Source organism: Pseudomonas sp. B111 (assembly GCF_026428275.1).
GTDB lineage: Bacteria > Pseudomonadota > Gammaproteobacteria > Pseudomonadales > Pseudomonadaceae > Pseudomonas > Pseudomonas aeruginosa.
In genome coordinates this window covers 2122178-2135527 of the sequence record NZ_CP097857.1, presented here as the reverse complement: position 1 = coordinate 2135527, position 13350 = coordinate 2122178, and the positions used below count along the sequence as shown (strand labels likewise).

Genomic DNA, 13350 nt, shown 5'->3' with positions numbered 1-13350 from the left:
GTGCAAATAGACTTCAAGGAATGGAAATGTACAAAGCTCTCGCTTTTCTCCTGTTAAATACATTCATCGCCGTAGTGCATGCGGAGGAAGGCTGGGAGCTTTCAGTTTCAGGACCAGCCCCTGGACAACCTGGACACGTGCCATATCCAGATAGGCGACAACCCTCGCTCGAAGCCGCTTGCGCGGCCAGCGACAGGTACTATATAGATAGCAATCTGAAGGGTGGTCACGTAGTTCTAGGGTACATCAGCAGAAAAACACTTATAGATGCCCGATACAATTCATTTTTTTGCAGCATCAGCATATTCAGAAAGTCTCCGCTAGCAGCTACATCCGGCACTGCTACCTACGGAAATCCTAACTGGTGGGGGGCCTCCGGCACGGCTGTAAACGTTACTCAGGCTCCTCCAACTGGCTGCCCATACAACCTTTTCAATGGCCGGTACGAGTGCCCCACTGACGTCTCCGATCGAAAGAACGCGGGAATCCCCAACGAAAACGGATGCCAAGGCCCCTCATCTTTCCAGGGAAACCCTATAAATGCCAGTATCGGCAATAAATTTCAACGTGAAACCGATATAGATCCGTCGCACTCCCCTCTCCAGTTCGAGAGATACTACAACAGCATTACCGGAATGTGGACGAACACCTTCCAGGAAGGCTTAAAAATAGTAGGCGAAAATATTTCCCTATCTCTACCCGATGGTCGTCAGGAACTATTCAGGCTGACTGACGGCGCAATATCGTCCGACGCAACGACGGGTACACTTTCAAAAGACCAGGCAGGCTGGAGGTATGACTATAGGGACGGAACCAGCTCACTTTTCGATGTCCAGGGCCGGCTTATCCAGAGGAAAGTCAGGGGGCAGGTCATCACGATAACCTATCCGAACCTCTCCACCACCAAGGCTAAAGATGGGTTCGGAAACACCCTAACCGTTTCCTGGAACGCAACGAAACAACCCTACCTCGTCGATTACAACGGTTCCCTGAAAGTGGAATATCTATATGACGGGGGCGCCAGGCTGGTTTCGAAGAAAACCACGTCCCAAGGACTCAACCGCACCCGGAAGTATCTCTATGCTGACAGTGGCAATGCCGGGTTAATGGTTGGAATCATCGACGAACAAGGCACGCGTTACGCCACCTGGACCTACGACGACCAAGGCCGCGCCATCTCCAGCGAACACGCCAACGGCGCCGAAAAGGTCACCCTCGCCTACAACGATGACGGCTCCACCACCGTCACCAACGAATACGGCAAGCAGGCCACCTACCGCTTCCAAGTGATCCAGGGCATCAAGCGCATCGTTGCCATCGAAGGCGAACCCTCGCCCAACTGCCCCGGCAGCAATTCCACCTTCACCTACGATGACCAGGGTCTGCTCACCAGCAAACGCGACAACAACGGCAACCTGACCACCTACCAGTACAACGCCCGCGGTCTGGAAACCTCGCGCACCGAGGCCGCCGGCACTGCGCAGACGCGCACCATCACAACCGACTGGCACCCGACCCTGTTCCTCCCGGTCCAGGTCAGCGAGCCCAGCCGGAGCACCCGCTATCAGTACGACGCCGAGGGACGCAGAACCAGTGAAGGAATCATGGCGAACCAATGAAGACTTCTTTTCGGTATGCGAGACGAACCAGCAGTGACCTTAAACTAAAACAAGCTTACTCCAAAAGAAATTGACATGACGAAACCTCCTCTAGACTCAGAGCCACCTCGCACCTACTCAAGCCTTGTCTTGTGCATAGCTGCCGCTTTTTCGACAATGACATACGCATCTCCCGGCGCAATTCTTGAACCAAAAAAGAAATATAAATTCGCCAACGACACCTTCCTTACCATCATCGAAGAAACATTAACAGAAGTAATACTAAAGATAAACGAAAAACAAGAAAAAATATTCAAGCAATGCACAAGCAAAGCAGTATATAGCTGTACCAAGTTCATCATCACCCATGCAGAAGGCAGTGAGATATTCGGAAAAACCAATGGAGAATACAATAGCCACTCACTAATAAGACACTCCATTAGTCAAAGCATAAATGCTGCCGGCATCGTAACTATTAACCCACCAGCCCCAGCAGGCTCCCTGGGCACTCAAACAGTATGGACATGCCCCGAAGATTATTGGCCTAGATCTGAGACTATCGCTCCCAAGCAGATCAGGAAAACTTGCGTTATCAAAACACAGCCCGCCAAGAACAAAGGTCCTTCTGATATATCTTGCCCATCGCCGTACGGAGGAAACCCTATAAATTTCGCTATTGGCAATAAATATCAGGAAGAAATAGATCTGCGGGGCGGTAGAGGGAACGCCCTGATCCTCAGCCGAAATTACAACAGTCTTGATGGCTACTGGCGGCACAACTTCTCCATGCGTTTGGACATTGACCTACCGAGGAGTACCATCTATCTCACCAGAGAGACCGGCAGGCTAAATACTTTCAGCCTGAACAACGGAACTATTACGGCAGAAGCAACCGAACTGGGCAGCCTGATCAAGCTAGACAATCGCTGGATATATTCCGCGAAAAACAACGACCAGTTCATTTTCAACGACAGGGGTGCTCTGATACGACAGAACCTACAGTCGGGAGTACAGCGCAGCATCTCCTATAGTCAGAACAAGGTCTTCGTGACAGACAACTTCGGAAATTCTCTTGAACTCACTCAAGACGAGAACAACCAGCCACTTGGTTTCCGATCAAGCTCTGTTGAAGGGCGTTACGACTACAGTACGAGTGGGCAGTTGATCAAGTCCCAAGTCACCTTGAATGGCGTGAGCAAAACACGTCTCTATCATTACGAGGACGAGCACAATCCTCGACTACTAACCGGCCTCACCGATGAACGCGGCATACGATTCGCGACTTGGTCCTACGACGATCAAGGCAGAGCTATTTCGAGCGAACATGCCGGCGGCATGGAGAAGATTCAAATCGTCTACAACAATGATGGTTCGACTACCGTTACCAACGAACTGGGCAAAGTGACCCGTTATCGATTCCAAAACCTACAGGGTCTCCAACGTATCATCGCGATAATTGGCGAGCCTTCGGTCGACTGCCCCAGTAGCAACTCATCCTTCACCTATACCAGCCGCGGTCAACTGGCCAGCAAACGCGACAACAACGGCAACCTGACCACCTACCAGTACAACGCCCGTGGCCTGGAGACCTCGCGCACCGAGGCCGCCGGCACTGCGCAGGCGCGCACCATCACAACCGACTGGCACCCGACCCTGTTCCTCCCGGTGCAGGTCAGCGAGCCCGGCCGGATCACCCGCTACCAGTACGACGCCGAGGGACGCAAGACCGGCGAGACCGTCACCACCCGCTGACAAGGACGACACCCATGCGCATCCCCCCATACTTCCCTCGTCTCGGCGCCCTCGCCCTGGCTTGCGCCCTCGCCCTGCCCGCCCAGGCGGCCGAGCGCGCCTGGAGCTACAGCTACAACGCCCTCGGCCTGATCGAGCGCGCCGACGGTCCGCGCACCGATGTGCAGGACGTCACCCTCTATGCCTACGACAGTCGCGGCAACCTGACCCAGGTGACCAACGCCCTCGGCCAGGTCACCCGCCTCGGCGACTATGACGAGCGCGGCAAGCCCGGCAGCATCACCGATGCCAACGGCGTCACCAGCAGCCTCGCCTACACCGGCGTCGACGGCTGGCTGGCCTCCGTCAGCACCGCCGGCAGCACCACCCGCTTCGACTATGACGCGGTCGGCCAGATCACCCGCGTCACCCGTGGCGACGGCAGTTGGCTGAGCTACGAATACGACGACGCACGGCGCCTGGTGGCGATCGGCAACAACCTCGGCGAACGCCTCGAATACGACGTCGACACCAAGGGCAATCGCACCGCCCAGCGCATCAAGGACGCCAGCGGCAGCCTGGTGCGCCAGCAGCAATGGGCCTACGACGAGCTTGGCCGGCTGCTCCGTGCGGTCGGCGCCGGCGGCCAGACACGCAGCTTCGCCTACGACCTCAACGACAATCCGGTCGGCGAAACCAACCCGCGCCAGTTCGCCCACAGCCAGGCCTTCGATGCCCTCGACCGGCTGGTCGGCCAGAGCGATCCCCTCGGCGGCAAGACCCGACTCGCCTACGACGCCCAGGACAACCTCACCGAGGTCAAGGACCCGCGCGACGTCACCACCCGCTACGAATACGACGGCCTCGGCAACCTGACCCGACTGGTCAGCCCGGACAGCGGCACCACCACCTTCGAGCACGACGCCGCCGGCAACGTCATCCGCCGCACCGACGCTCGCGGTGCGGTCACCGAGTATCGCTACGACGCCCTCAATCGGCTGGTCGAGCGCCGCTCGCCGAGCGACCCGAGCCTCGACGTACAGTACCGCTACGACCTCACCGCCGACGGCAACCAGGGCATCGGCCGCCTGGGCGCCATCGAAGGTGCCCGCGACAGCCTGGTGTACCGCTACGACGAGCGCGGCAACCTGGTCGAGCAGGTACGCAGCATCCGCCTCGACCAGCAGACCCTGCTCGACCGCGTGACCTACCGCTACGACGCGGCCAACCAACTGCTGGAGATCGGCTACCCCTCCGGCCTCGCCATCGGCTACCCGCGCAACGCCGGCGGCCAGGTCGCCAGCGTGACCCTGGCAGTAGGCGACAAGGCGCCGAGCACCCTGGTCGGGCAGATCGCCTACCTGCCCTTCGGCCCGCTGCTGCGCCTGACCTGGGGCAACGGCATCACTCTCAGCCGCGAGTACGACCAGGACTACCAACTGCTGCGGCAGAAGGTCGGCCCCTGGCAGAGCGACTACCAGCACGATGCCAATGGCAATATCCAGCAGCACCGCCACAGCCTCTGGGGCACCCTGGACTACCAGTACGACCCGCTGGACCGCCTGACCGAGGAACGCGGCGTCCAGGGCGGGCGCAGCTATGCCTACGACGCGGTCGGCAACCGCACCCAACGCAGCGACAACCCCGCCTCAGGCGGCACCGCCAGCAGCCAGGACTACCAGTACGCGCCCGACAGCAACCGATTGACCGCCATCGGCGCGCAAGCGGTGACCAGCGACGCCGCCGGCAACCTCACCCAGGACCGCGCCGCGCGCAAACTGGCCTACGACGCCCAGGGCCGCCTGCAAAGCGTCAGCCGCGACGGCCAGCAGGTCGCCGAATACCGCTACAACGCCCTCGGCCAGCGCATCGTCAAGCTCACCCCCGAGAGCGTCACCACCTACCTCTACGGTCCCGACGGCCAGTTGCTCGGCGAAGCCGAACACGACGGCAGCGGCCGGAAACTGCGAGCCCAGTACTACCTGTGGCTGGACAGCCTGCCGCTGGCCACCATCGACGCCGACTACGACGCCCAGGGCAAGGTCGGCAACCCGACCCTGCTCTACCTCCATGGCGACCACCTCGACACCCCGCGCCTGGCCACCGACGCCAGCGGCCAGATCGCCTGGCAGTGGCAGTCCGACGCCTTCGGCCGCGGCGAAGCGCTGAGCCAGGGCAGCACCCAGGTCAACCTGCGCTTCCCCGGGCAGTACTACGATGCGGAAAGCGGGCTGCACTACAACTACTTCCGCGACTATGATCCGGAGACTGGGCGGTATGTGGAGAGTGATCCGATTGGACTAAGTGGGGGAGTGAACACATACGGATATGTACAGGGAGCCCCCCTCAACCGTATTGATCCTTTAGGTCTAGCAGCAATAGAGATTGATATTCCTAAATCAGCATACGATTGGATACCCGAAAATATTCGATTACCTGCGGGAAGACTGTTAGGGGGAGCATTGCTGGTGGCTAGTATTTCCGGAGCTACGCCACAAGCTGACAGCGATACAAAAGAGCAAAACTGCCCAAAAGACTGCCCGCCGTGCAAGACAATTAGCGGCAGGATCATTCCTGTTGGAACCTTGGGCTATAGACCATTAGACATTATTCCAGACGACGAAATGCAACACGGGGTTTATGGATCTCATCACAACATGTTTGTTGCCAATCAGAACCCCAACAATTGCCGATGCTTCTGGCAGAAGAAAAACTACGTATTAAAACCTGAGCAGCTTCCGAAAAACGCAGTTCCAGTAGAGCCGTTTATAAACTGAGGTTACTCATGAGATATTCAAATGGAAAAAAAGTAGAGCTGGGAGACAAAATTGATCTTGGCGACGGAGATACAGCTATAATTGTCGGAATCATTGATGAGAATCTCTACTCAGAAGAATACCCCAAAAGTGATTGGGAATACTTAAAATCAGGACTATTGATGCTCACAAGAGACTCAACACTACTCCACTACCCAAAAATAGAAGACGAGATAAAACTAATAAGCAGAAAAAGCCAAGTAAATTGAAGGTCTCCAACCATCTTTAAGACCAACTTAAACCTTGTCGCATTCCAGATGGTGTCTTTGATGCTAATTACGGCGAGCTTGCAAGCATGCTGGCAGGCTTAGTTAAGTCAAACCTCGATATCGAACTGGGGGAGCTGTGGCGCCGGCCCGGTCCCCTTTATGGTCCGTAGCTCAATTGGATAGAGCATCCCCCTCCTAAGGGGAAGGTTGGAGGTTCGCCCCCTCTCCGGGACGCCATTTCATGCTCTGCTCCAGCTTCCCTCGCCGCTTCGACAGTCCGCTTGCCGTCACTTTCTCCGATAGCTTTTCTTACCGCCCGGCGTCGCGCGCCGATTACATGGCCTTACCCGAGCCTTGACAGGTCTTTTCCGAGAAAAGGGGACAGATTTATTTTTACTACTCTAATTTCAGCGACTGTGCCCACGCTGAACTACTCAAAGCAAATAACTCGCTAAACCATGCGCCTTTGCCTAGGCATCGCGAAGTTCCTTTACGGCATCTGCGCTGGAGTCTCCATGCTAGAAAAATTAGAGTAGAGAAAATAAATCTGTCCCCTTTATGGTCCTTTGCCCCTGAGTCACTATTAGGGGCTCTACATGCTTGCAGGCCCCGAGCGTCTTCTTTTGTACCTGATTGAGCGTCAGTACGCCTATGCGTCCCAAGGTGCGCCTTTTGGGACGCCATTTCATGCTCTGCTCCAGCTTCCCTCGCCGCTTCGACAGTCCGCTTGCCGTCACTTTCTCCGATAGCTTTTCTTGCCGCCCGGCGTTAGGCAGTACACCCCTCCGCGCGGGCCCGTGCAGAACGAGCCGCTGCCACAGGCACAGCCCTGCGTCGTGCCTTGCAGACGCTGTACGGCGGGTTGTCCGGTACGTCCGCCGGCGTTGCCGAAGTAGGCCGCGCAACTGCGCTTCGAGGCGCTGATGGAGCCGTCGTTGCAGAGGAAGATATCGCCGTCGCAACCGGCGATACCGCCTTTCTTTCCCGAGCAGGGGCTATTGGCGGCCAGCGCCGGAAGTGCGCAGACCGACAGGAGGAAGAGGGCGATCGAGGCGAAGAGTCCGAATTTCATTGGCGAAGCTTCCGTGCGAATGATGGCTGCATGCTATCTCAGGCGCGCGCCGTGCGCTTTCGCGAGCGCGCCGATTACATGGTCTTACCCGAGCCTTGACAGGTCTTTTCAACGGGGCTTATAAGTGGCGCCATCAGGTCATGCGCATCAGCGTCGATGTCGCGGGACCGAACCTAACGCATACGTACAGAGCAAATGGGCTCTCCCGGGGTTACCCGGGAGGGCCTTTTTTCGTCCCGAAAAAATAACAACAAGAGGTGATATCCATGCGTCACGGCGATATTTCCAGCAGCAACGACACCGTCGGAGTAGCGGTGGTCAACTACAAGATGCCGCGCCTGCACACCGCGGCGGAGGTCCTGGACAACGCCCGGAAGATCGCCGACATGATCGTCGGCATGAAGCAGGGCCTACCCGGCATGGACCTGGTGGTGTTCCCCGAGTACAGCCTGCAGGGCATCATGTACGATCCGGCGGAGATGATGGAAACCGCGGTGGCGATCCCCGGCGAGGAAACCGAGATATTCTCCCGCGCCTGCCGCAAGGCCAACGTATGGGGCGTATTCTCCCTCACCGGCGAACGGCACGAGGAGCATCCGCGCAAGGCGCCGTACAACACCCTGGTGCTGATCGACAACCACGGCGAGATCCTCCAGAAGTACCGCAAGATCATTCCCTGGTGCCCCATCGAGGGCTGGTATCCCGGTGGCCAGACCTACGTCAGCGAAGGGCCGAAGGGCATGAAGATCAGCCTGATCATCTGCGACGACGGCAACTACCCGGAAATCTGGCGCGACTGCGCGATGAAGGGCGCCGAGCTGATCGTGCGCTGCCAGGGCTACATGTATCCGGCCAAGGACCAGCAGGTGATGATGGCCAAGGCCATGGCCTGGGCCAACAACTGCTATGTGGCGGTGGCCAACGCCGCCGGCTTCGACGGCGTGTATTCCTACTTCGGCCACTCGGCGATCATCGGCTTCGACGGTCGTACCCTCGGTGAGTGCGGCGAGGAGGAAATGGGTATCCAGTACGCCCAGCTGTCGCTTTCGCAGATCCGCGATGCGCGCGCCAACGATCAGTCGCAGAACCACCTGTTCAAGATCCTCCACCGCGGCTACAGCGGCTTGCAGGCGTCCGGCGATGGCGACCGGGGCCTGGCGGAATGTCCCTTCGAGTTCTACCGCACCTGGGTCACCGACGCCGAGAAGGCGCGCGAGAATGTCGAGCGTCTGACCCGCTCGACTACCGGCGTGGCGCAATGCCCGGTCGGCCGGCTGCCCTACGAGGGACTGGAGAAGGAGGCCTGACGGCAGACGCCGCCAGCCCGGCGTGCCGTCGCGCGGCACGCCGTCTCCGCCATTTCCCCCCTGTGGCAGAAGGAGTTTCATCCATGCCTTTTCTGAGCGACATGCTCGACCAGTCCCGCCGGCAGCAGGACGAGGAACAGGCCCTGGCGCGGGAGAATCTCGCCGAGGCGAGTCTGCTCCAGGCCCACCTGAGCCACCGCAGCGCCCTGCACAGCCGCTTCCGTTTCGACCCGGCGGCGGTGATGGACTGCCTGCGCGCCGAGGTGCTCGGCCAGGAACCGGCGCTACAGGCCGTCGAGGACATGCTCAAGGTGGTTCGCGCGGACATCGCCGACCCGCGCCGTCCGCTGTTCAGCGCGCTGTTCCTCGGCCCCACTGGGGTCGGCAAGACCGAGATCGTGCGCGCCCTGGCCAGGGCCCTGCACGGCGACGCCGAGGGGTTCTGCCGGGTGGACATGAACACCCTGTCCCAGGAGCACTATGCCGCCGCCCTCACCGGTGCGCCGCCGGGCTACGTCGGGGCGAAGGAGGGCACCACCCTGTTGGAGCAGGACAAGCTGGACGGCAGTCCCGGGCGCCCCGGCATCGTTCTCTTCGACGAACTGGAGAAGGCCAGCCCGGAAGTGGTCCATGCGCTGCTCAACGTGCTCGACAACGGCCTGCTGCGGGTCGCTTCCGGCGAACGCACCTACCATTTCCGCAACACCCTGGTGTTCATGACCAGCAATCTCTGCGCCCATGAGATCCAGCGCTACGACGAGCGTCGCCAACGCCTGCCCTGGCGCCTGCTGCCGGTCGGCGGCGAACGCCGGCGGCGGGACATCGACGGGATGGTCCGGGCCCGGCTGCTGAAGACCTTCTCGCCGGAGTTCGTCAATCGTCTCGATAGCGTGGTCACCTTCAACTGGATCGAACGCAACGTCGTCGCGCGCCTGGTCGAGTTGGAGGTGCAGCGGCTCAACCGGCGCCTGGAGAAGCATCGCTGCCGCCTGGAGGCGACCCCGGAGGTGCTGGCGAAGATCGCCCGCGCCGGCTTCGACCGGCAGTTCGGCGCCCGTGCGTTGCGCCGCAGCGTCCGTCATCATCTCGAGGTACCGCTGGCCGAGCATCTGCTCGACCACCACCAGCCGGGCGACGGGAACTGCACGACCTACCTGGCGAGCCTGGAGCACGAGCGGGTTCGCTTCGTGCGGCGCTGAGCGACAGTCACAGGAGAGGAAACGGATGGGATCGCACCAGGAGCGGCCGCTGATCGGCCTGCTGTTCTCCGAAACCGGCGTCACCGCCGATATCGAGCGCTCGCAGCGCTATGGCGCATTGCTCGCGGTCGAGCAACTGAACCGCGAGGGCGGCGTCGGCGGTCGCCCGATCGAAACGCTGTCCCAGGACCCCGGCGGCGATCCGGACCGCTATCGGCTGTGCGCCGAGGACTTCATTCGCAACCGGGGGGTACGGTTCCTCGTGGGCTGCTACATGTCGCATACGCGCAAGGCGGTGATGCCGGTGGTCGAGCGCGCCGACGCGCTGCTCTGCTACCCGACCCCCTACGAGGGCTTCGAGTATTCGCCGAACATCGTCTACGGCGGTCCGGCGCCGAACCAGAACAGTGCGCCGCTGGCGGCGTACCTGATCCGTCACTACGGCGAGCGGGTGGTGTTCATCGGCTCGGACTACATCTATCCGCGGGAAAGCAACCATGTGATGCGCCACCTGTACCGCCAGCACGGCGGCACGGTGCTCGAGGAAATCTACATTCCGCTGTATCCCTCCGACGACGACGTGCAGCGCGCCGTCGAGCGCATCTACCAGGCGCGCGCCGACGTGGTCTTCTCCACCGTGGTGGGCACCGGCACCGCCGAGCTGTATCGCGCCATCGCCCGTCGCTACGGCGATGGCAGGCGGCCGCCGATCGCCAGCCTGACCACCAGCGAGGCGGAGGTGGCGAAGATGGAGAGCGACGTGGCGGAGGGGCAGGTGGTGGTCGCGCCGTACTTCTCCAGCATCGATACGGCCGCCAGCCGCGCCTTCGTCCAGGCCTGCCATGGCTTCTTCCCGGAAAACGCGACCATCACCGCCTGGGCCGAGGCGGCCTACTGGCAGACCTTGCTGCTTGGCCGCGCCGCGCAGGCCGCAGGCAGTTGGCGAGTGGAAGACGTGCAGCGGCACCTGTACGACATTTGCATCGACGCGCCGCAGGGGCCGGTCCGGGTGGAGCGCCAGAACAACCACAGCCGCCTGTCTTCGCGCATCGCGGAAATCGATGCGCGCGGCGTGTTCCAGGTCCGCTGGCAGTCGCCCGAACCGATTCGCCCCGATCCTTATGTCGTCGTGCATAACCTCGACGACTGGTCCGCCAGCATGGGCGGGGGAGCGCTCCCATGAGCGCCAACTCGCTGCTCGGCAGCCTGCGCGAGTTGCAGGTGCTGGTACTCAACCCGCCGGGAGAGGTCAGCGACGCCCTGGTCTTGCAACTGATCCGCATCGGTTGTTCGGTGCGCCAGTGCTGGCCGCCGCCGGAAGCTTTCGACGTGCCGGTGGACGTGGTCTTCACCAGCATTTTCCAGAATCGCCACCACGACGAGATCGCTGCGCTGCTCGCCGCCGGGACTCCGCGCACTACCCTGGTGGCGCTGGTGGAGTACGAAAGCCCCGCGGTGCTCTCGCAGATCATCGAACTGGAGTGCCACGGCGTGATCACCCAGCCGCTCGACGCCCACCGGGTGCTGCCTGTGCTGGTATCGGCGCGGCGCATCAGCGAGGAAATGGCGAAGCTGAAGCAGAAGACCGAGCAGCTCCAGGAACGCATTGCCGGCCAGGCCCGGATCAACCAGGCCAAGGCGTTGCTGATGCAGCGCCATGGCTGGGACGAGCGCGAGGCGCACCAGTACCTGTCACGGGAGGCGATGAAGCGACGCGAGCCGATCCTGAAGATCGCCCGGGAGTTGCTGGGAGACGAGCCGTCCGCCTGAGCGATACCGGCCTGTTTTCTGGCAACAGGCTGGGGCATGCCGATGTCGGAACGTTCGTCGAAGCATCTTCCTTGGGTTGCGGCGATTCTCTCCAAGTTCTTCGATTCTGTTTGGGAGTGGATCGTCTTCCGCAGGCGCTCGGGTAGAATTCGAAGCCGCTGTCCAGTGCGACTTTAATATGCCCGGAAGTTCGGTAGCGTTCGGGCGGGAAAGCGCAGGCTTGCCCTGGACAGACGGGGGGCGGCGCGCCTGCGGGCCGTCGCTGTGCGAAGAGGCGCAGATGAGCTGCGGCTCCCGCGGTTAGGGCTTCTCAATATTCCGGAGCTGGGTTTTCCTGCGCATTCATAACAGTTCTGAAATGAAAAGGTATTCGCTCTTCGAGAGTTGCGGAGCAATTCCGAATATAGCGTCGGCAAGCGATTTCCGTTTTTGCAACTTCTGCCTATATTCTGAGCGACTCGCTCTCGACTGAGCGTTTTCCATTGTTCGGCGACATTCCTTTCCCTGTTCGAGGCTCTTAATGAAACGACTTCGAGTTGCCGTTTCCTGCGCGCTGCTGGCGGCGCTGGTGGGTTGTTCCAATGGTCAGGTCAAGCCGGAAAACTACTCGGGCTTCATCGGTGACTATTCGACGCTGGCGCCTGCCACCGCGCCTTCCGGAGCGCCGCTCCTGCGCTGGGTAGACCCGCAGGCGGACGTGCGGCGCTACCAGCGGATCTACATCGAGCCCAGCAGGTTCTATCCGGTCCCGAAACCGAACGACAAGGTTTCCGCGAAGACGCTTGCGGACATCACGACCTACTACGATCAGGCATTGCGCCGTGAGCTGGGCAAGAGCCTGCCGCTGGCCAGCGCCCCCGGCCCGGGTATCCTGGTGCTGAAACCGGCGATCACCGCAGTTTCCAGCCATACCCAGGGTCTACGGCCCTACGAGGTCATCCCCATCGCGCTGATCGCTGCTGGGATGAGCACGGCGGTCGGGATTCGCGACCAGGATACCCAGATCGCCACCGAGGCCATGCTGCTCGACGGTGGGGACAACAAGGTATTGGCGAAGATGGTGCGCCAGGGCACCGGCAAGGCGCTGGACGATTCCGATCAGCCGATCACGGGAGACGATGTCAAGGCGGTGCTGGACGGTTGGGCGGCCGACATGCGCATGTCGTACGAGAAGACTCTCGGTTCTCGTCGATGACGGTCGGCGGGGAACTGGCTAAGCGTCCCCGCCGCCTTTTCCGACGCTAGCCGAGCGGCCAGTTGATCACCACGACGGCGTCGTTGTAGTCGTTGTCGGTGCTGTCTTCAGAGCCGACCAGGGCGAAGTTCAGCTCATTGGCCAGGATCACCTGCGCCGAAACCAGATCCGAAGAGCGGCCATTGACGCTGACCAGGATCTGCACCTTGCCGCCGCCGCCCGAGTTGAGCACCTTGCTGCCGATGATGCCGTTGTTGGTGCTTTGCCCGGTGAAGGTCGCGACGGTTTCGTTGTTGACCTGCACGTTCACCGTCTGGGTTCCGGCCGAGTTGGCGAAGGCGGTGACGCCGAACTGGGTGTTGGCGGGAAGGGTGAACACTCCTTGTGTTGCCATGATGTATCTCCACTGAATACCTGGCCTGCCTTTTCAGGCAGCCGTCTGGCGCGCGGTAT

Annotated in this window: 11 protein-coding genes and 1 tRNA gene; 10 read left to right on the top strand and 2 right to left on the bottom strand. The window is 60.6% G+C overall.

Annotated elements, in window-relative coordinates; translation table 11 throughout:
- Positions 1 to 485 precede the first annotated feature (485 nt).
- The 5 genes from M6E97_RS10165 (at position 486) to M6E97_RS10145 (ending at position 6591) form a co-directional block, all read left to right on the top strand.
- The gene (locus tag M6E97_RS10165) at positions 486 to 1619 is read left to right on the top strand and encodes a DUF6531 domain-containing protein (protein ID WP_369700459.1); all 1134 of its coding nucleotides are present in this window, start codon (positions 486 to 488) and stop codon (positions 1617 to 1619) included.
- 75 nt (positions 1620 to 1694) lie between these two features.
- Positions 1695 to 3350: a DUF6531 domain-containing protein gene (locus tag M6E97_RS10160; RefSeq protein WP_219724810.1), complete on the top strand. Its 1656-nt coding sequence runs from the start codon at positions 1695 to 1697 to the stop codon at positions 3348 to 3350.
- 14 nt (positions 3351 to 3364) lie between these two features.
- Positions 3365 to 6106, top strand: coding sequence for an RHS repeat domain-containing protein (locus M6E97_RS10155; protein ID WP_267262541.1), 2742 nt, complete (start codon positions 3365 to 3367; stop codon positions 6104 to 6106).
- 8 nt (positions 6107 to 6114) lie between these two features.
- A complete protein-coding gene (locus tag M6E97_RS10150) occupies positions 6115 to 6354 on the top strand; it encodes a hypothetical protein (RefSeq protein ID WP_071534271.1) in 240 nt (79 codons plus the stop codon).
- Between the two features lie 162 nt (positions 6355 to 6516).
- Positions 6517 to 6591, top strand: a tRNA-Arg gene (locus tag M6E97_RS10145).
- A 496-nt stretch (positions 6592 to 7087) separates the two neighbouring features.
- On the opposite strand, the gene M6E97_RS10140 is transcribed toward M6E97_RS10145, so the two are convergent.
- Positions 7088 to 7426, bottom strand: coding sequence for a hypothetical protein (locus M6E97_RS10140; protein ID WP_003109297.1), 339 nt, complete (start codon positions 7424 to 7426; stop codon positions 7088 to 7090).
- A gap of 266 nt (positions 7427 to 7692) precedes the next feature.
- On the opposite strand from M6E97_RS10140, the gene M6E97_RS10135 reads away from it, so the two are divergent.
- The 5 genes from M6E97_RS10135 (at position 7693) to M6E97_RS10115 (ending at position 12897) form a co-directional block, all read left to right on the top strand.
- Complete coding sequence (locus M6E97_RS10135; protein ID WP_033939272.1) at positions 7693 to 8733, top strand: aliphatic amidase; 1041 nt, start codon at positions 7693 to 7695, stop codon at positions 8731 to 8733.
- An 83-nt stretch (positions 8734 to 8816) separates the two neighbouring features.
- Positions 8817 to 9932 (top strand): AAA family ATPase, encoded by a 1116-nt coding sequence (locus tag M6E97_RS10130; protein ID WP_003091753.1) that lies wholly within the window; start codon positions 8817 to 8819, stop codon positions 9930 to 9932.
- Between the two features lie 25 nt (positions 9933 to 9957).
- The gene (gene amiC, locus M6E97_RS10125) at positions 9958 to 11115 is read left to right on the top strand and encodes an aliphatic amidase expression-regulating protein AmiC (protein WP_003091751.1); all 1158 of its coding nucleotides are present in this window, start codon (positions 9958 to 9960) and stop codon (positions 11113 to 11115) included.
- Entirely contained in the window at positions 11112 to 11702 is a 591-nt protein-coding gene (gene amiR, locus M6E97_RS10120) for a transcriptional antitermination factor AmiR (protein WP_003091749.1), read from the top strand. Before amiC ends, amiR begins: the two co-directional genes overlap by 4 nt.
- A gap of 520 nt (positions 11703 to 12222) precedes the next feature.
- On the top strand, positions 12223 to 12897 hold the full coding sequence (locus M6E97_RS10115; protein ID WP_003091746.1) for a DUF3313 domain-containing protein: 675 nt from the start codon (positions 12223 to 12225) through the stop codon (positions 12895 to 12897).
- Between the two features lie 46 nt (positions 12898 to 12943).
- Here M6E97_RS10115 and M6E97_RS10110 read toward each other — a convergent pair whose 3' ends face one another.
- A complete protein-coding gene (locus M6E97_RS10110; protein ID WP_003091745.1) occupies positions 12944 to 13291 on the bottom strand; it encodes a fucose-binding lectin II in 348 nt (115 codons plus the stop codon).
- Positions 13292 to 13350 lie beyond the last annotated feature (59 nt).